The organism is Streptomyces sp. NPDC002698, from assembly GCF_042888945.1.
Classification (GTDB): Bacteria; Actinomycetota; Actinomycetes; order Streptomycetales; family Streptomycetaceae; genus Streptomyces.
This window is the reverse complement of sequence record NZ_JBIAQM010000015.1, coordinates 1-18191: the sequence shown is the minus strand read 5'-3', so window position 1 is coordinate 18191 and position 18191 is coordinate 1. Positions and strand designations below refer to the sequence as shown.

General features: G+C 70.7%; 11 protein-coding genes and 1 pseudogene. 5 read left to right on the top strand and 7 right to left on the bottom strand.

Features of this window, described 5'->3' with window-relative positions:
- Positions 1-3: 3 nt before the first annotated feature.
- Both ACFYW9_RS21755 and ACFYW9_RS21750 read right to left on the bottom strand, forming a co-directional pair.
- The gene (locus tag ACFYW9_RS21755; protein WP_389152704.1) at positions 4-4905 is read right to left on the bottom strand and encodes a DNA-binding protein; all 4902 of its coding nucleotides are present in this window, start codon (positions 4903-4905) and stop codon (positions 4-6) included.
- Complete coding sequence (locus ACFYW9_RS21750) at positions 4902-5768, bottom strand: DUF4132 domain-containing protein (RefSeq protein ID WP_389152701.1); 867 nt, start codon at positions 5766-5768, stop codon at positions 4902-4904. Before ACFYW9_RS21750 ends, ACFYW9_RS21755 begins: the two co-directional genes overlap by 4 nt.
- Positions 5769-5948: 180 nt before the next feature.
- On the opposite strand from ACFYW9_RS21750, the gene ACFYW9_RS21745 reads away from it, so the two are divergent.
- Together ACFYW9_RS21745 and ACFYW9_RS21740 are read left to right on the top strand one after the other, a co-directional pair.
- Positions 5949-6755 carry an inositol monophosphatase family protein gene (locus tag ACFYW9_RS21745; protein WP_389152698.1) on the top strand — a complete coding sequence of 269 codons (807 nt, stop codon included), beginning with the start codon at positions 5949-5951 and terminating at the stop codon, positions 6753-6755.
- A 131-nt stretch (positions 6756-6886) separates the two neighbouring features.
- Complete coding sequence (locus ACFYW9_RS21740; protein ID WP_389152695.1) at positions 6887-7795, top strand: ABC transporter substrate-binding protein; 909 nt, start codon at positions 6887-6889, stop codon at positions 7793-7795.
- Between the two features lie 88 nt (positions 7796-7883).
- Here the strand turns inward: ACFYW9_RS21740 and ACFYW9_RS21735 are convergent, their stop codons facing one another.
- The 3 genes from ACFYW9_RS21735 to ACFYW9_RS21725 form a co-directional block, all read right to left on the bottom strand.
- Complete coding sequence (locus tag ACFYW9_RS21735; protein WP_389152692.1) at positions 7884-9539, bottom strand: polysaccharide deacetylase family protein; 1656 nt, start codon at positions 9537-9539, stop codon at positions 7884-7886.
- Between the two features lie 109 nt (positions 9540-9648).
- A complete protein-coding gene (locus ACFYW9_RS21730; RefSeq protein WP_389152689.1) occupies positions 9649-11304 on the bottom strand; it encodes a glycosyltransferase in 1656 nt (551 codons plus the stop codon).
- Positions 11301-12644, bottom strand: coding sequence for a nucleotide sugar dehydrogenase (locus tag ACFYW9_RS21725; RefSeq protein ID WP_389152686.1), 1344 nt, complete (start codon positions 12642-12644; stop codon positions 11301-11303). Before ACFYW9_RS21725 ends, ACFYW9_RS21730 begins: the two co-directional genes overlap by 4 nt.
- Before the next feature lie 639 nt (positions 12645-13283).
- Here ACFYW9_RS21725 and ACFYW9_RS21720 point away from each other — a divergent pair.
- Entirely contained in the window at positions 13284-14150 is an 867-nt protein-coding gene (locus ACFYW9_RS21720; protein ID WP_389152683.1) for a LamG domain-containing protein, read from the top strand.
- A 160-nt stretch (positions 14151-14310) separates the two neighbouring features.
- A complete protein-coding gene (locus tag ACFYW9_RS21715) occupies positions 14311-16710 on the top strand; it encodes a beta-L-arabinofuranosidase domain-containing protein (RefSeq protein WP_389152680.1) in 2400 nt (799 codons plus the stop codon).
- 168 nt (positions 16711-16878) lie between these two features.
- Here ACFYW9_RS21715 and ACFYW9_RS21710 read toward each other — a convergent pair whose 3' ends face one another.
- Positions 16879-17385, bottom strand: a complete 507-nt coding sequence (locus ACFYW9_RS21710; protein ID WP_351863313.1) for a DUF6584 family protein — start codon at positions 17383-17385, stop codon at positions 16879-16881.
- 80 nt (positions 17386-17465) lie between these two features.
- Here ACFYW9_RS21710 and ACFYW9_RS21705 point away from each other — a divergent pair, with 80 nt between their 5' ends.
- Positions 17466-17918: a GNAT family N-acetyltransferase gene (locus ACFYW9_RS21705; protein WP_389152676.1), complete on the top strand. Its 453-nt coding sequence runs from the start codon at positions 17466-17468 to the stop codon at positions 17916-17918.
- Here the strand turns inward: ACFYW9_RS21705 and ACFYW9_RS21700 are convergent.
- Positions 17915-18191 (bottom strand): annotated as a pseudogene (locus tag ACFYW9_RS21700) (IS630 family transposase); the annotation flags it as partial. The gene ACFYW9_RS21705 and the pseudogene ACFYW9_RS21700 sit on opposite strands and share 4 nt — an antisense overlap.

The window sequence follows — 18191 nt, the reverse complement described above, 5'->3', positions numbered from 1 at the left end:
GGGTCAGCGGCGGCGGCCCGGTCGCACCTCGAACTCGGCGAACCGGGGCCCGCCGCCCTCCTGGACCTGCTGCCAGACCCTTCGGTACAGCTCCGCGACCGGTTCGGTCGGCACGATCACGGCGAGCAGAGCCTCCTCCTGCCACAGCAGGTCGTCGTACAGGGGCCGCTTCCACTGCTCCAGCGGAACGCGCGGAGCCTTCGGCACCACCCAGCCGCCGGGCAGGAACAGCGAACGCCCGGCCCGGGTGCGGCTGGCCTCCACCACCAGGTCGGTGGCGGCCAGTTCGGCACGGGCCGCCTTCAGACGGGCCGGTTTCCACCCCGTCCACCGGGCCGTCATCCGGTCCGTCGGGTCGGGCATGGCGAGCAGCATCAGATAGAGCGCCGCGGCGTCCTCCCCGAGGCCGTACTCCTTGGCGGCCTCCGTCACCAGATCCGGCACCGAGCGGCTGGGGTCCTGCGGCCACCAGGTGCCGTCCTTGCCCCGCCCGCCCGCCCGCGGGTCGCCCGGATCGGCGAGCAGGGCCTCGAAGCGGGCGGAGCGGGCCAGACGCAGGGCCACCTCCACCTGGTAGGGGCGCTGGCCGTCGACGCGCAGCGCGGGCAGGTACGGGTCCTGGCCCGCCTCGTCGAGCAGGGAGACCCGCAGGGCGGGGGAGGGCTGGTCGTCGTGCGTGGCGAGGACGACGGCGCCGTACCGCTCGAAGCCCTTGCCCACCTCGGTCGGCGCGCCCGCCGTCTTCCGGAAGGCGGTGATGCTGACGTACTGGTTGAGGTCGAGCATCAGCCCGGGGTGGGACAGCCGGTCGCGGACGGAGTCGAGGGCGGTGGGCAGCGCGGCACGGATCGGATCGCCGGCGGGCAGCCGGTGGGCGAGCCAGGCGGCGAGTCCGACGAAGCCGAGCAGTACCGGTCCGTCGAACCCGGCCGCGCTCCTGTCGACGCACTGGACCCGGTCACCGTCGACGGCCCACTCGAGGTCACGGGTGAGCCGGGGCTCACCGGCCGGGTCGAGCAGCGCGGGCAGTGCCTGGCGGACATTCCACTGCCCGTGCTTGAAGGCACGCACCGCGTCGCCGAGCAGTTCCTCGGGTACGGCGGCCCGTCGGCCCATCCTGCTGTTCCAGACCTCGGCCGCGGCGGCCCGGTCCGGTCCCTCGGTCCACAGGCGGGCGGGTTCGGCGGGCAGCAGCGCGGCCGCGACCGCGGTTCGGATCGCCGGATCCACCTGGCGCAGTTCCTCCTTGGCGACGGCTGCCGCGGCGGCCTTCACGCCGATGGCCGCGCATGCCTGGGCGGTCAGGAACGACCGTTCGTAGACGTCGACCTGGGGCAGACCGGCCACGATCAGCTTGGCCATGGTCTCGGTGACGCCCGTCAGCCGCGCGAACTCCTCCGCGGCCTCAGGGAACCAGGGCGCGGGTCCGCGCGCGGACAGCTCCGCGAGGAACGTGCCGAGCCGGGCAGCGTGCCCGTCCTCGCCCAGCGGGGTCGATGCCCGCAGCGTGTAGGGCTCCGGGGTCTCGAAGCGCCCGGCCGGATCGTGGAAGAAGCCGGCGAAGACGCAGCCGTCCTCATCCTGCGAGAGACGTCCCACCACGGCGATGAACGAACCGCCGCCCAGGGGCAGCACCCCGTTCCACGCACCCTCACGCCATTCGCCCGACGGGGTGCGCAGCACGCCCGCTGCCAGGTGCAGCTCCACCTTGCGCCAGCGAGAAGGCCCGGCGGCCGGTCCCAGCCCCAGGGCGTCGAACTCGGCGAGCAGCGCGTGCAGGGCCACTCGATGGTCCTCGGGGGTGGTGCACGCGCCTGCTCGGAAGGCCAGGGCGGGCACGCGGTCGAGCAGTGTCTCCAGATGCGGCTGTCCGACGGGAATCCGTCGTCCGTCGAGGTGGAGGAGCGCGGCCGGTCCCTCGGCGGCGGGAGCGCCGAAGAGCCCGGCCGCCCGCTTCATCTCGCGCAACGCACGGAAGACGGTGTCGGCCTCGTCGTCCCGGTTCCACCAGGAGCGGGTGGTTCCGCACAGACCGTTCGTGGCGTCGAGGAGCACGGTGTCCGGCGGTCCGGCCGGGCCTTCCTCCTGCGGGCCGCCGTCGAGGGCGCGGGTGAGCCGGGCCGCCACCGCGTCCAGGACGGCCTGCTGACCGCCCGCGTGCCGGACGACACCGGCGATCCCCGCGACCAGCGCGTCGTGGGTGACCGGGAGACGGGAACGGATTGCTTCGAGGAGGACGTCCTTGTCCTCTTCACCCGCGGCGGACAGCAGGGCCGCCGCGGTGTCGCGGTCGATGCCTCGCAGTGCCGCGGAGCCCTCGGGGTCGCGGGCTGTCAGACACTCCCAGTACTGCACCGGCGGCAGCAGCAGCGAGCCCTCGCCGAAGGTTCCGGGCGCGCGGTCGGTCTTGGCCACGGAGGTGACGACGCCGTCCGTGTCCACGATGGCGAGGCTCCAGCTCTCGCGGACGACCGCCCGCGCCTCCTCCGCGCCGGGGAAGACCACCAGCGTCGAGGGCCGGCCGACGCCCGCGGGCAGGGTGATGGTGTGTCCGGCCAGGTCCTGGGCGCGCACGGAGCCGTCGGGCAGCTTCACCACGCGCAGACCGACCAGGCCGTCCACGGGCGCGGAGGCAGGGGTGGCGCCGGCGGTCGGCGACGGACTCAGCCGGCCGCCACCGAACGTGCTGCCCTCGGGGGCGTCCCGCAGGGCGTCGGCGAGGAAGGCGGGCCTGCTCGCACGGCCACGCTCACCCGTCGCCGGGTCGTACTCGTGCCAGTCGTGCGCGCCGCCGTCCGCGCTCCACACCCAGTACGAGACGCCGTCGCAGAGAAGCCGGCGCTCCTCGGGCAGGGTGGTGTCCCCGGCGTGCAGGACGCCACCGCCGGTCGTACGGCCGCCGCCGGGCAGCGGCAGGGTGATCGGCCCGTTGCCCTGGTACCAGTCCATCCGGGTACCCCGGGTGTTCCGCGCGCCCTCCAGTGACACAAGGCGGTCGGGGCGCGGGTGCCAGTAGCCGCGCAGGCCGTCGGTGCGGTCGTTCCAGTAGACGAGAAGCTCGCCGTCCACGTGGTGGAAGCCCGGATCGCCCCAGGCGCCGTTCACCGGGATCCGCAGGTCGTGGGTGAGGAGTGTGCCCTCGGCGCCGATCACCCGCGCCTGGGCGGCCCCGGCCACGATGAGGTGCGGCCAGGCGTCGGCGACGACCACATCCTCGACGTCGGCCTTGGGAACGAGGGAGGCGACCGCGTCCTCCCAGGCGGGCCAGCCGAGTTCGTCGAAGAGCCCGGCCCGCAGGGTGCGCGCCAGCACCGGTGCGAGGTCGGTGCCGGCGGCGGCGCGCACCTCGTCCTCGGCCAGCGCCAGCGCCTCGGCGGGCAGCCACTTCAGCCGGGCCAGCGCCTCGGGCAGCTGGGGCAGGCCCACCGCGGTGAACCGGCGTACGACCGTGCGCACCCAGTCCGCGAGCAGGGGACCGCCGCCCGGCGACGCCGCCAGGAGCGCGATCGCCCGCAGCGACTGGTCGTCGTTGGCGAACCGGTCCGCGCCCCGGTGGAAGGCCGGGTGGAAGCGGCTGTCGGCGGCCAGTGACACCAGGTCGCGGCGCCCCTCGCCCAGGGCCCACTGCGCCAGCAGCAGCGCGTCGCCCTTCCGCGGGGTGGCCACCGGAACGTCCAGCGACAACAGCAGGTCGATCAGATCGAGATCGTAAACGACCCTCAACTCGGCGCCGGAGGAGGCGAGTTCGGCCCGCAGTCGGTCCGCTGTCCGCTCCACCAGCGGATACAGCTCGGCCATACGACTGGGATCGCGCCAGGACCGGGCCCGTTGGCGGTAGGTCAGGAACCGCTCCAGCCAGCCCGCCGTACCGTCCTGCGGCCGCTGCTCATCGGGCAGGGTGGCGTCCCACAGCCCGGCGGTGGCGCCGGAGGCCTCCAGCAGTTCCAGCCACATCGTCGGCATGTCGCTGTCGAGAGCGGCGGGCATCAGATCGAGCAGCGCGCCCCGCACCCGAGGCTCGCGTACGGCCAGGGCGACCAGAGCCGTGCGGTGCCCCTTCCACCAGCCGGCCGCCGCCCGCAGGGTGGCCGGCAGGGTGAGCAGCTCGGACACGTACTCCTGCTCGGTGAGGTTCGCGTCCCGGCCGGCCCCCCGGGCCAGCTTGCGCAGGTCGTTCGCCATCTGCACCGACGGCGGCAGCCCGCCCGCCGTGCGGCGCAGGCACAGCCGGGTGAAGCGCCGCAGCGCGTCCTCGGCCGGCACGCGCGCCGCCAGCTCCCTGGCGTAGGCCGACAGCACCTTCACCGGAAGCGCCCCGGCGAGCGCGAACTCCAGGAACACGGCGTCCAGCCGCTCCTCCTGCACCGTCAGACCGTGCTCCGCCTCGGCCTTGCGGGCACGGGTGAACAGCTGGGCCGCGTAGGTCGCGTTCTCCTCCGTCAGGAACACCCGCCCGGCCTGCTCGTAGAACGTCGGAAGGAAGTGCGGCACCGAGGCCGCCAGCCGCTCCCCGAGTTCCACGAAGGCGTCCAGAGCCGCCTTCGGACGGGACTTGACCTGCCGCGCGGCCCGCTCAAGGTCCGGCACCACGCGCAGCGCGTGGTGTCCGTCCTGCGGGTGGTGCACCAGCACCCATTCGGGAAAGCCCAGCGACTGGCGCGGCCCGAACCCGACGACGACGGGCTCGGTGTCCCGCTCCAGGCCGAGGAATCCGGCGGCCAGGTCCTCCGCCTCCCCCAGCTCGCCCGCGACCAGCCGTACCACCACCCGGTCGTCCAGGCCCGGGTGACGGTACGCCCGCGCCGTCAGCGGCACCCCCTGCTCGCCCGCGTTCTCCGTGTCAGGCGGCAGCACCGCGCCCGCCGCCAGCAGTTCCCCGTACGACACCTGCGTCCCCCCGCTCATGCGTTCTTGCCCTCCTCGATGACACGGCCCGCGTACAGCGCCGCCGCCATCCGCATCCCCTCGGACCAGGCGACCGGTCCCACCTCGCCCAGCGGCAGGGCGCGGCCGTCCTGATCCCGCCAGGTGAGCGCCCCGGTCTCGACCTCGCTGTCCCAGTACGGCTCCCCGATCCACACCGAGGATTCGAGGCTGCGTCCGCCGTCCCGAACCCGGGCGGTCGCGTACCCCCCGGACACGCGGTAGCCGAGCGAACTGGCCCGTGCGGCGAGCGCGAAGCGGGAGCGGAACGAACCCCCGGCGAAGTCCCTCACCTCGGTGGCCTTGGCGCGGAGGTCCCCGGGCTGCCGCCATATGGCCCGGTGGATCTGCTCGACGCGCTGCACCATGCCCAGTTCGGCCGCGAAGTCGCGCAGGTCGTCCAGGTCCGGGAGCAGTACCGGGTGCGGAAGCGTGACCGTGCGCGGGGCGATCCGGACGGTCTCGCCGTCCAGGTTCACCAGCCGCAGTTCGCCCGTGTCGGTGGCGCCACGCAGGAAGCCCACGTCGTCGGGGTCGTCGCCGACGACCACCAGATCGCGCAGCGCGGACTGCCAGGCCTCGTCGGGCCACACCCGGGCCAGCAGCCCCGTGGGTACGGGCAGCGACGACACCATCCACGCGTCGACCTGTTCCCCACACGCCGTGGCATGACGGTCCAGCCACTCGGCGAAGCGCCGCAGCCGGTCCACCTCCGGGTGGTCCTTCAGCGCGCGCGGGAGCGATTTGAGCTGCCGTCCCGCCGACCGGCCCGAGGTGGCACGCGCCGCCACCCGCCCCTCCACAAGGGCGACTTCATACCCGTCACCCGCCGACACCCACCCCACGAGCCACAGCCTTCCGCGTCAAGAACACCAGATGAGAGCACAGTTCACCCAGGTCAGTCCGTCCCGGGTGGAGTGCGACTATGCAGCGAACGCTAGCGTCGGCCACTGACAATCGGCCCCGCAGCCCACAGATCCCGGCAGCCGCCCCCGACCCGCGCCACCGCCGATATCGTGCCGGAGGTGAGCAACTCGTATGCGGGACTTGACGATGCCGAGGTCGCGACAGCCGCGGCCTGTGCCGGGGCGGACGTGGTGCGGGCCCTGTACGGGCGCCGCCTGACGCGGATCGACAAGGGCGGCGGAGACTTCGCGACCGCCGCCGATGTGGAAGCCGAGAAGACGATCCTCGGCATCCTTCGCGGCGCCCGGCCCGATGACGCCGTGCTCGGCGAGGAGAGCGGGCCGCAGGGCGTGGCGGGGGCCGCGCGCCAGTGGCTGGTGGATCCCTTGTGCGGCACGTTGAACTACGCCGTGGGCAACATGCTGGTGGCCGTGAACGTGGCGCTGCGCGGCGGTGCCGCCGCGGTGGCCGACCCGTTCGGCGGCGAGGTCTTCTTCACCGACGGGGAGAGCGCGTGGGTACGGCGGGACGGCGGCGACGCCCGGCTGGTGCCCACGTCCGCCACCCGGCTCGTGGATGTCAACCTGGACCCGCCGTTCCCGAACGCGCCCGGTTTCCGGGCCGTGGACCTGCTGGCCCGGTCCGCCTTCGTGGAACACTTCCGGCCCCGTGTCGTGTCCACGACGCTGGCCCTGGCCTGGGTCGCCGCCGGCAAGCGCGCCGCGTACGTGACGGACGGCGGCGACCTGTCCGGGAGCGTGCACTTCGCCGCCGGCATCGCCCTGTGCAAGGCCGCGGGCTGCGTGGTCACCGGGATCGACGGTGGCCCGACAGGACCGTCGGGCCGGGGACTTGTGGTGGCGGCCGACGCCGAGACCCACCGGCTGCTGATGTCGATGACCGGGAAGCCACGGCCGCGCGTGTGAACGACGCCCCGGAACGGGCTCAGGACGTTGACATGAAAAGTTATGGAAGGCCCTAATGAGAGGTGATGATCACTTACGGCTGTGACGTGCCGGTTCGTGGCTCGGCGGGGCGCCCGGGAGGAACTGTCCGGATGAGGAGACGCCTCGCCGCGCTCGGGGCGATGACGGCCGCCGCCGCTCTGGCCCTGACGGGTTGCGGCGACGACGCCCCCGAGAAGGCATCACCCTCCGCGTCCGGGACGGCCAAGGCGCCGTTGTACGACGAACTGCCGGAGTCGGTGAAGCGGTCCGGTGTCGTCAGGGTCGGCTCGGACATGCTCTACCCGCCGATGGAGTTCGTGCGGAACGGCAGGCCGACCGGCGTCGATCCCGACCTGGCCGCCGTGCTGGGCAGGGAACTGGGGGTGAGGTTCCAGTTCGCCAACGGCGCGCTCGACACCCTGCTCACCGGCCTGCGGGCCAAGCACTACGACGTGGTGATGTCCGCGATGACCGACACCAAGGACCGTCAGGAGGGGCTGGATCCCGCCACCGGGGAGAAGATCGGCGAGGACATCGACTTCGTCGACTACTTCGAGGCCGGATCGGCGGTCATGGTGAAGAAGGGCAATCCGGAGGGCGTCAAGACGCTGGCCGATCTCTGTGGCAAGAAGGTGGCCGTGCAGAGCGGCAGCACCACGTACGACCTGCTCCAGTCCCAGAGGTGCGACGAGCCGATGGACATCGAGGCCTACGACACCCATGACGAGGCGCAGGCCCGCCTCAAGAGCGGCGCTGTGGTGGCCGATGTCGCCGACTTCCCGGTGGTCGCCTACGCGGTGAAGACGGCGGGCGGCGGCAAGGACTTCGAGATGGTCGGCGAGCAGATCGGTGCCGGCCCGTACGGCATCGCTGTGCTGGGCTCGAACAGCCGGCTGCGGGACGCGGTCCAGGCCGCCCTGGACGCCGCCATCCGGGACGGCTCGTACGGGGAGGTCCTGAAGAAGTGGAACGTCGGCGAGGGTGCGGTGACCGACGCCACGATCAACAGCGACACCTGAGCGGACACCGGACACCGGACGCGGACGTCCGTCCCGCTCTCATCGGAACGGGACGGACGATCCCACGAAGGGGCGGACGCGCGGCAGTTCATCCGTGGCGCGACGCGTCCTCGAGCGGCGAGACGTCGAGCGACTCGAAGACCGGCCACTGGTTTCCGGCCTTGTTGATACCGGCCCGGATGGTGATGCCGCCGGAGAGCTGATCGGACGGCTGGTCCGAGACGTGGCTCAGTTCCACCAGGCCGTCGACGTACGCCGTGGTGGTGTTCCGTCCGACCTCGACGGTCACCGTGTGATCGGACTTCGGGTCCAGCGGCCGCGAGGCGACCTTGTAACCGTTGACCAGCAGGGTAGCCCGGTTCCTGGTGATCACCACGGTCACCGGTTCCTTGCTGTTGGTCCGCACACCCAGCGCGGCCTGGTTGGTGCCGTTGCCCAGCGACCCGAGCAGCGCGGTGGCGCTGTAGTCCGTCCAGTCGACGCTGCTGTTCGGCCGGTAGTCGGCCTTGGCGTACCGGGGCGTCCGCGCCGACGACGGCGCCTTGCCGAGGAACACGTCGAAGCTCGTACGGGTCTGGCGTCCTCCCCAGTTCTCCGGCTCGGACAACGGCCGGTGCGCGTCGGCCGGGACCTGGACGTTTCTCGCGACGTCCGTGAGCATCTGCTCGGGAGTGGTCTGGGCGTAGACCTCGACACGCTGGACGAGACCCGCCGACGCGGACCGGCGGCTGGCCGTGAGCGGAACGCTGGAATGATCCGTCATCACGAGCGGGAAGAGCTCCTTGAGCAGATGCCTGGCCTGCGAGTCCGTCGAGTCGGCGTCCTGCTGACCGGGTCCGTCCGAGAAGGGGACCGCGAACATCGTCGGGGTCGGCATGTCGTGGTTGACGATGTCCTTGACGGAGCCGGCGAGGTCGTGGAGCACCCGGGCGCGGTACTCGGCCGTGTTCTCCCGTCTCCCCTCGTCCTTCAGCCACAGGCGGTTCATCAGCGGTGCGCCCGTGTTGCCGGCGGCGTCCACCTGCTTGACGCTGTGCATGGCGCGCGTGTGGCTCTGGAAGTCCCATCGGCCCGACCGGTTCATCCGCTCGATCTCGCGCCAGGTCAGGTAGTAGGGGCGGTGCTTGTCCATCGACCCGGTGATCAGGAAGATCGTGCCGTGCATCTTGTGCTTGGCCAGGATGCGGTCGGCGTACTTCCACAGCCCGTCGGTGCCGTCGTCGAAGGTCAGCAGCACCGAACGCCGCGGCACCGGACCGCCGCTCATGTAGTGGGTGAACTGCTTCGCGGTCAGGGTGCGGTAGCCGGCCTTCTCCAGCGCGGTGAGCTGGGCGTCGAACGTCTTCGGTGTGAGGACGTAGGGGCTCTTGCTGCTCTTGTTGACATCGTGGAAGGTCAGCACCACAGGCGGAGCGTGGTCCGGCAGTCCTCCGCCCTGTTTCGTCCAGCCGGCCTTGTCCGCGGTCGTGATGGACGCCTGGGTCAGTGGCGCCTGCGGGGACATGTACTTCCGGGTGAGGTAGCGCTCGATGCCCGCGGCGCCCGAGGCCACCACCACGGAGAGGGTGAGGGCCCCGAGCAGGACGCGGACGGGCCACTGCGTCCAGCCCCGGCCCCACCCGTGGCCGCGGCCACGACTGCGGTCGTGGGTGGCCTTGTCGGCGTAGTCATCGCGGAAACAGGGTTCCGGACCGTTGCCGTGGTCGTGTACGACGACGGCGACGGGCTCGCGCCACGGAGCCATCAGAGCACGCTCCCTCGCGACAGGACGATCAGGTAGATGCCGCTGACGACCACGACGGCGACCACGTCGGTGATCACCCGGACGGTCTTGCGCCGCAGGAAATTCCTCATCACCGAGTCCTCGACCAGACACCGCGACGGATGGTCGCGAGGGAGTAGGGCAGCAGCCAGGACAGGAGCAGCGCCGACAGCAGACTCATCAGCGGCCGGTAGCGCCAGCGGGTGTCACCGGGGTTGTCGATCTTGAACGCCAGTCCCCAGATGCTGCCCTTGAGCACCACGCCGCACAGATACAGCACGCTCACGAAGATCCCGCCCTGTATCGGGGACAAGATCATGTGGCGGACCGCCATGAACGGTGCGGCCATCACCCACAGCACATGTCCGTAGTAGAGACAGGACGGGCCGACGCCTCGCCGCCACATGAAGGTGCCGGTGAAGAAGGTGTTGCGGATGAAGCTCTTCTTCCAGCGGATCTGCTGCTTCATGAACGGCCGGAAATGCTCGGGCACGTTGGTCCACACCTTGGCCGACTGGACGTAGCCGATACGCCACTTGCGCTCGGGGTAGTCCTGCGCGGTGACGAACGGGGAGTCGGCGTACTGCTTCTTCAGCTTCTCGCCGACCCACAGCTGTCCCAGCACGTAGCCGGTGAGCTGCCGGTCCGTCGCGAACCGGAAGGGGGCGCCCAGGAAGCGGTCGCCCGCCCAGGCGGGGAAGTAGTTGTACACCGCGTCCCGGCGGAAGACCGCCAGCGGACCGGAGACGCACGTGACCGATCCGAAGACCGACTCGGCCGCCTTGGCCACCCGGAACTGCCCCTCGTACCAGACATCCTGAGCCCGGGTGAAGAGCGTTTCGTCGACGTTCAGTGCCCGGCAGTGGCCGCTGACCGCGCCCAGTTCGGGGTGGTCGACCAGGGCCTGCACACACTTGCGCAGAGCGTCGGGCGCCAGGATGCAGTCGGAGTCCGTGAACGCCAGCACGTCGCCGGTCGCGATGCTCGCGCCCTGGACCAGGGCGTGCTTCTTGCCCAGGTTCTTCTCCAGCTTGAGCAGGGTGATGCCGAGCTCGCGCGCGAGCCCGTCCAGGATCTCCCGCGTCCCGTCCTCGGAGAGATCGTCGATCACGATGATCTCCAGGTCGGGGTAGTCACTGCCCGCCATCGAGCGGACACAGCTCTCGATGTAGTCGACCTCGTCCTTGACCGCGAGCAGGAAGGACACCTTCGGCACGGCCGGCAGGGACGGGAAGGACGCGAGGTCCTTGGGGCGCCTGCGCAGGGTACGGACCGACGGGTCGTCGTACCGGCTGTACGCGATCTGCAGCATGGCGATGGTGCCGACCAGCACCGTGATGCCGTAGCCGATGACAAGCGGTTTCTCCGGCACCAGCGGGAGCTCGCGGGCCAGGATCAGCCCCAGCGGCAGCAGGCAGAACATGGCCAGCACCCGGCGCACCGCGAAGCGGACATCGGTATGCATCCGGTTCGTCCAGCGGGTCAGCGGGCCCGGTGGCCTGCCCACGACGGCGGACGAGCGGACCGGCGGCAGCGGTACGGAGGTCCTGGGGCGCGGGTTCGGCAGAATCAGTCCGCACGAGGCGGAGGCGACCGGGACGGTCGCGCCCTCAGGGCCGACCGGCATGTCGTGGGACTCGGCCGCGGTCGCCTGACCTGGCACGCCGCCTCCCGGCGCCCTGGGCAGCACGGCCCCGGGCGCCGCGAGGGCCGCGTCCGCGGCTCCCGACGGGTGCGGGTCGCTCACAGGGTGTCCCGGGCGGCTACGGAGTCCAGCCGGTACGTGGCGTCCAGGACGTCGTCCCGGTCGTTCAGCCAGGCGAGGTCGGCGCCCGGGTGCACGGTGTGCACCAGCACCAGGTCCCACTCGTGGTCCTCGGGCGTGAGAACACTCTCCTGTATCCCGCCGGCCACCCGCGCGGCGCGCACCATGGAGTCGGTGAAGCGGACCCGGGCGCCCTCGTGGACGAGCTCGTCGAAGATCTCCAGCGCGGGCGATTCCCGCAGGTCCTCGACACCCGGCTTGTACGCCATGCCGACGATCAGGACCCGGGCTCCGGTGAGCGGCTTGCCGCGCTCACCCAGTGCCTCGCGCACCCGGCGTACGACCTGGCGCGGACGGCCGGCGATCGCGCTCATGGCGGCTTCGACCAGCGGGGAGGTGCTGCGCTCGGCGCGGAGCTGCCAGAGCAGGTAGTGCGGGTCGCAGGGGATGCAGTGCCCGCCGACTCCGGGGCCGGGGTAGAAGGGCATGAAGCCGAACGGCTTGGTCGCGGCGGCCTCGATGACGGGGATCGGGTCCAGGCCGAGGACACGGCAGTTGTCGGCGAACTCGTTCGCGAGCGCGATGTTGACCGCGCGGAAGGTGTTCTCCCACAGCTTGGTCATCTCGGCCGCCTCCGGCGAGGGCAGCACGTACACGGAGGAAGCGGTGCGCGAGAGCACGGAGATGGCCCGGTCGATGGTCTCCTGGCCCGCGCCGCCGACCACGCGCGGGGTGGTGTCCTGGGTGTGGTGGGCGTTGCCGGGGTCGATCCGCTCCGGCGAGAAGGCCACGAAGATGTCCTCGCCGACGGTGAAGCCGCGCTCGGTCAGCGGCTCGGTCAGCAGGTCACGGGTGGTGCCGACATAGGTGGTCGAGGTCAGCATCAGCAGCTGACCGGGGACGGCGTGCTCGACGACGGTGGCCGCTGCGGCGGTCAGCGCCCGCAGGTCGGGGGCGAGGTGCCGGTCCACCGGGGTCGGTACGCACACCAGGACGGTACGGGCGTCGGCGAGTGCCGCCGGGTCGTCGGTGAGGGTGAAGCGCTGATCGCCGTTGAACTCCTTCAGCCGCTCCAGGTCGCTGGGCAGCAGGTCGACGTCGACTCCCCGGATCGCCTCCAGCCGCTCGGCGCTCGCGTCGATGCCGATCACTTCGGTGCCCGCGGCCAGCAGGCCGAGTGCCGTCGGCAGACCGACATAGCCGAGGCCCACGACCGCCACGGCCCCCACCTCCGGCGCGTCCAGGGCGACTTGACCGCTGAGGGTCTCGAAAGCGGCGCCGAGGTGCAGTCCTTGAGAGGTGGGCAGGGTGTTCGTAGGCATGTGAGCGCTCCAGGTGTGGCTCTTTTGGGATGCACACCGACTGGCGCGCACGCATTGCCGCAGCGGGGACCTCGAGTCCTGCTCGGCCAATGTTCTTGGATGCTTCAACCATCCCAATTGTCCATTTCTTGGTCAAACGCTGGGAAAATGATTAAGTGTGCCGCTTCACGGCTTTTACGGAATCGTTATCAGCCAGCTGAACAGGCGCTTTACCTCTCCTTGGGGGAGTGGTGGAGTCATTCCGCGGGTGGGTCGGTGTGATGTGGCAGTCAATTTCCGGAGTCGCGGAGAGTGACGCGGGTCACTTTGTTTCCCGCGTTCGGGGTTCGGCTTTTTTTGCGGGGACCGTCACGGGCTTCGCTCTCGGTTGTCGAGGCGATATGTGGAAGAATGGGCGCATCTGCGGAGCCGTGCTCCGTGGATGAGGCGCCGCCCGGGTGAACGGCAACCGGGGCGCCGGATCAGGCGAGTGGTCTTCACCCTCGCGAAGTGCCGCGCCCGCTGTCCGGGCCGGCTGTGAATGCGGAACAAGCAGGAAATCCCCATGACTTGTGGCGTCAGGGCAGTGTCTCGCTGCCAATTCCCCCTGCCGGACGGATCGTCGCGGCATTCTCCCGTCGAGCGATGGACGCTCCGGTCGTGACGCGGAGACGACGCACGGCCTGCCTGACGGCCGTCCTCATCGGCGGTGCCGCGATGACACAGACGGCGTGCGGCGGCCGGACCCCGGCTCCTCGCCCGCCCGAGTCGTACGACGCGGCGGTGCGGGCCGACTCCCCGGCCTTCTATCTCTCGCTCGGCGCAGGGAACGCGACCCGTCAGTCCGCGGCCTCCCTCGAGCCCGCCTACCATCACGCACCCGGTGTCACCTCCATGCCCAACGGGGACCGCGCCTCCCTGTTCGACGGAACCTCGCAGTACGTGGAGATCCCGGACGACGACCGGCTCTCCGTCACCACGACCGGTGAACTGACCGTGGAGGCGTGGATCCGGCCCGACACGCTGACGTTCGCCAGGACGGCGGGCGCCGGTTACGTCAACTGGCTCGGCAAGGTCTCGAGTTCGGAGGCCCGGACCGAGTGGCTGGCCCGTATGTACTCGCGGGGCAACAGCGAAGCCCGCGCCAACCGCATCAGTGGATACGTCTTCAACCGGGACGGCGGACTCGGCGCGGGCTCGTACTTCGAGGACCGGGTCCGCCCCGGCCGGTGGATCCACTACGCACTGGTCATCAACACCCGTGAGAAGAGCGGCGCTTACCCGACCGGGTACGTCAAGGTCTACAAGGACGGTGTGCTCCGCGACCAGGACGCCCTCGACGATTACGACATCACCCCCAGCAACACCGACGCCCCGATGCGGATCGGCACCGCCGGCACCAAGTCGTACTTCAAGGGCGCGATCGGCAAGGTGGCCGTCTATGACTCCGAGGTGCCCCAGGCCCGGCTCGCCGCCCACTGCGGGGCCATGAACGCGCACCCCCGGGAATCGGTCACCGGCACCTGACAGGGCCCTTCGGCCGGGCGGTCCCGGATCGTTCGTGACGACTCCTGGACAGCCGGACCCCGCCGTGCTGTCATGTCCGCGGCGCCATTTCCAACGTTGTAGAAGCCGGACAACGTTGTCTTACTGCGAGCGGACCCCTTTCGGAAGGCAGGTCACCTGCATGTCAGTGAGCAGACGGAGAATCCTCGCCCTGGGCTCCGGCGCGCTGGGCGCCGCGGCCCTCGGAGGCACGTTCACGGGGGCCGCGGCCGCGGTGCCCCAGCCGCGAGCGGAGACGGCGCCGGCCGACGCGTTCCAGAAGCTGCCGCCCGGAAGCGTGGTCGCCCGTGGCTGGCTCGCCGGGCAGCTCCGGCTGCAGCTCGCCGGTCTGTGCGGCACGTACGAGAACCTCTCGCACTTCCTCGACTTCTCCACGACCGGCTGGGTGCATCCCGAGCACGACGCCTGGGAGGAGGTGCCGTACTGGCTGCGCGGCTACATCCCGCTGGCCATCGCCACCGGCGACCAGCACGCGCTGGCGCGGTCGCGTGAGTGGGTGGACGGGATCCTCGCGACCCAGCAGAGCGACGGCTTCTTCGGGCCCCGCGGCTTACGCACGGCACTCAACGGCGGACCGGACTTCTGGCCCTTCCTGCCGCTCCTGCAGGCACTGCGGACGCACGAGGAATACACCCACGACCAGCGGATCGTGCCGTTCCTCGTCCGCTTCCTCCGCTACATGAACGCCCAGGGCCCGGGTGCCTTCAACGCGAGCTGGGTGTCCTACCGTTGGGGCGACGGCCTCGACATCGCCGTATGGCTCCACCGCCGTACCGGCGAGGCCTTCCTGCTCGATCTCGCCGCCAAGATGCACGGTCACGGTGCCGACTGGACCGGGGCGACCCCGAGCCGGCACAACGTGAACATCGCCCAGGGCTTCCGGGAGCCCGCCCAGTACGGGCACCTGACCGGCTCCGCCGACCTCGTGAGCGCCACGTACCGGGCCTACGACACCGTGATGGGCTCCTACGGGCGGTTCCCCGGCGGCGGGTTGGCCGGGGACGAGAACTACCGACCCGGATTCGCCGACCCACGGCAGGGCTTCGAGACCTGCGGCATCGTCGAATTCATGGCCAGTCACGAGCTGTTGACCAGGATCACCGGGGACCCGGTATGGGCGGACCGCTGTGAGGACCTGGCCTTCAACATGCTCCCGGCCTCCCTCGATCCCGACGGCAAGTCCGTTCACTACATCACCAGCGCCAACAGCGTCGACCTCGACAACCGTCCCAAGACCCAGGGGCAGTTCCAGAACGGCTTCGCCATGCAGGCCTTCCACGCCGGCGTCGACCAGTACCGGTGCTGCCCCCACAACTACGGCATGGGCTGGCCCTACTTCACCGAGGAACTCTGGCTCGCGAGCGCCGACGGCGGCCTGGCCGCCGCGCTCTACGCCCCGAGCCGTGTGCGGGCGACGGTCGCCGGCGGAACGGCGGTCACCGTCACCGAGGAAACGGGTTATCCCTTCCAGGACACGATCACCCTCACCGTCTCCACGCCCCGTCCGGTGCGCTTCCCGCTGCGACTGCGCGTGCCCGGCTGGTGCGAAGGTCCCCAACTGCAGGTCAACGGTAAGGCGGTCAGCGCCTCGGACGGCCCGTCCTGGGCGCGGATCGACCGCACCTGGCGCGACGGCGACGTCGTCCGCCTGCGGTTGCCTCAGAAGGCTCAACTGCGCTCTTGGCCGGGCCAGCACGGCGCGGTCAGCGTGGAACGGGGCCCTCTCACCTATTCGTTGAAGATCGGCGAACGCTACGACCGCTACGCGGGAGACGACAGGTTCCCCGCTTACGAGGTCCACGCCACCACCGGATGGAACTACGGCCTCCTGCCGGAGACGTCCCTGACCCCGGCGCAGACCGGCACCGCCGTCCCGGACCAGCCCTTCACACCCGGTACCACGCCCGTGTCCATCGCGGCGCGGGCCCGGAGGATCCAGGAGTGGGTCGCGGACGACGAACACGTCGTCGCACCGTTGCAGGACTCTCCCGCCCGCAGCGACGCGCCGGTCGAGACGGTCACCCTCATCCCCATGGGTGCCGCGCGACTTCGCGTCACGTCGTTCCCCACGGCGGCTCCCGACGGCAGGCCCTGGACACCGGAGCCGCCCTTCCGCCGGCTCGCCAACAAGAACAGCGGCAAGGTCCTGGCCGTCGACGGGATGTCGACCGAGAACAGCGCGCGCGTGGTGCAGTTCGACAACACGGGAACGGGCGACCACGCCTGGCAGCTCATCGAGAGGGGCGACGGCTGGCATCTCCTCCGCAACGGGAACAGCGGCAAGGTGCTCGGCGTCGACCACATGTCGATGGACAACAGCGCGATCGTCGTGCAGTTCGAAGACAACGGAACGGACGACCACCTGTGGGCGCTGGTCGACAACGGCGACGGCTGGTACCGCATCCGGAACAAGAACAGCGGGAAAGTCCTCGGGGTGGACCGTATGTCCACCGGCAACAGCGCGCAGGTGGTCCAGTACGACGACAACGGAACGGCCGACCACCTGTGGCGCTTCCTGTGAACGCCTGAGCCCGGTGTGAACGCCTGAGCCCGGCGCGGCGACGGACCGGCGGCGCGGTTCCGGCCCGCCACCGATCGGGCCCCGCACCAGTGGCCCGTCCGCGCCTCGGTCCGAGCGGATGACGAACCGCCGGGGACCTGTGCGTCGCACGGGTCCCCGGCGGTGAGTTCAGTCGAAGAGGGCTATGAGGCCGTTCACCCAGATCGCGAGGAAGGCGACGACCGCCACCAGGCATCCGGCTCCCGTCAGGAAGGCGGTGAACGGACTGCTCTCGCTGTCCGTCTCCGTGCCGTCCGGCACGGTGTCCCAGTCGACGGGCTGCCCCACGGCGTCGGAGCAGGCCACGCGCACCGCTTCCAACTGCCCTCTGGCGAAGGCCGTTCCGGCCAGGGACTCCGAACCGCTCCAGGCGAGTGCGCGCATCCGCCGCTCAGGGGTGGCGTACCTGGACTCGAAGGCCGAGGTCTCGGCCGTGTCCCGATCCGGTTCGAGATACATCCAGCGGCCCGCCTCCGCGGCCTCTCCGTACAGCCGGTAGGTCTCGGCGAGGCGGCGTCGAAGCGTCAGGTCGTTCGGAAACGACGACACGAGCCCGCGCAGGCGCTGACGCGCGACGGGGATCCGGCCGGCGGCCAGGTCCGCGTCGACGCGTGCAAGGGTGTCTCTCAGTGGCATGTGCCGATGATCACCGCTGCGGCGACCGGCGTCGACTGCTTTTGAAGCCCGGTGCCGGGCGTGTGTCAGGATCGGCGTCCATGGAAATCGACATGACTCCCGCCGGTGTGGCCGACTTCCACCGGGTCCTGGCCGATCACTCCCGCTACTGGGGTGAACGGGACCTTCGCTCGCTGCATCTTCTGGCGTTGGTGCAGGAGTTCGGGGCCACCTGCCTCGTCGCACGTGCCGAGGACGGGATCCGCGGCTACGTCTTCGGGTTCGTCACGCCGGACGGCACCGGCTATGCGCATCTCATCGCCGTCAGGGACGACACCCGCGGCAGTGGTCTCGGGCGCCGTCTGTACGCGGCGTTCGCCGAGGCGGCCGAACTCCAGGGTGCGCGGCGGCTGAAGGCGATCACCTCGGTGGGGAACACCGGCTCGATCGCCTTCCACCGCAGCGTCGGCTTCGACGTGAGGATCACCGACGACTACAACGGCCCGGGTCGCGCCATGGCCGTCTTCCGGCGCGAACTGCCACTGGCGTCCTAGTGACCTGAGTCAGAGATTCGGTGGCAGTAGGCGGCGACTTTGTCGAGGATCTCGTCTGCTGTTTTTGTCCGGACGAACGGTCTGGGGTGCTCGTTCCAGTCGGCGAGCCAGGTCCGGATGTCGCGTTCGAGGGTCTGGACGGAGCGGTGGACGCCGCGCTTGAGCTTCTCCTGGGTCGGCTCGGCGAACCACCGCTCGACCAGGTTCAGCCAGGACGCACTGGTCGGCGTGAAGTGCAGGTGGAACCGTGGGTGTGCCGGCAGCCACTTCTTG

Bases quoted from the DNA above. Each gene is read 5' to 3' on its own strand.
- ACFYW9_RS21755 (WP_389152704.1), bottom strand. From the start codon at position 4,905: ATGAGCGGGGGGACGCAGGTGTCGTACGGGGAACTGCTGGCGGCGGGC.
- ACFYW9_RS21740 (WP_389152695.1), top strand. From the start codon at position 6,887: ATGAGGAGACGCCTCGCCGCGCTCGGGGCGATGACGGCCGCCGCCGCT.
- ACFYW9_RS21735 (WP_389152692.1), bottom strand. From the start codon at position 9,539: ATGGCTCCGTGGCGCGAGCCCGTCGCCGTCGTCGTACACGACCACGGC.
- ACFYW9_RS21725 (WP_389152686.1), bottom strand. From the start codon at position 12,644: ATGCCTACGAACACCCTGCCCACCTCTCAAGGACTGCACCTCGGCGCC.
- ACFYW9_RS21715 (WP_389152680.1), top strand. From the start codon at position 14,311: ATGTCAGTGAGCAGACGGAGAATCCTCGCCCTGGGCTCCGGCGCGCTG.
- ACFYW9_RS21710 (WP_351863313.1), bottom strand. From the start codon at position 17,385: ATGCCACTGAGAGACACCCTTGCACGCGTCGACGCGGACCTGGCCGCC.
- ACFYW9_RS21705 (WP_389152676.1), top strand. From the start codon at position 17,466: ATGGAAATCGACATGACTCCCGCCGGTGTGGCCGACTTCCACCGGGTC.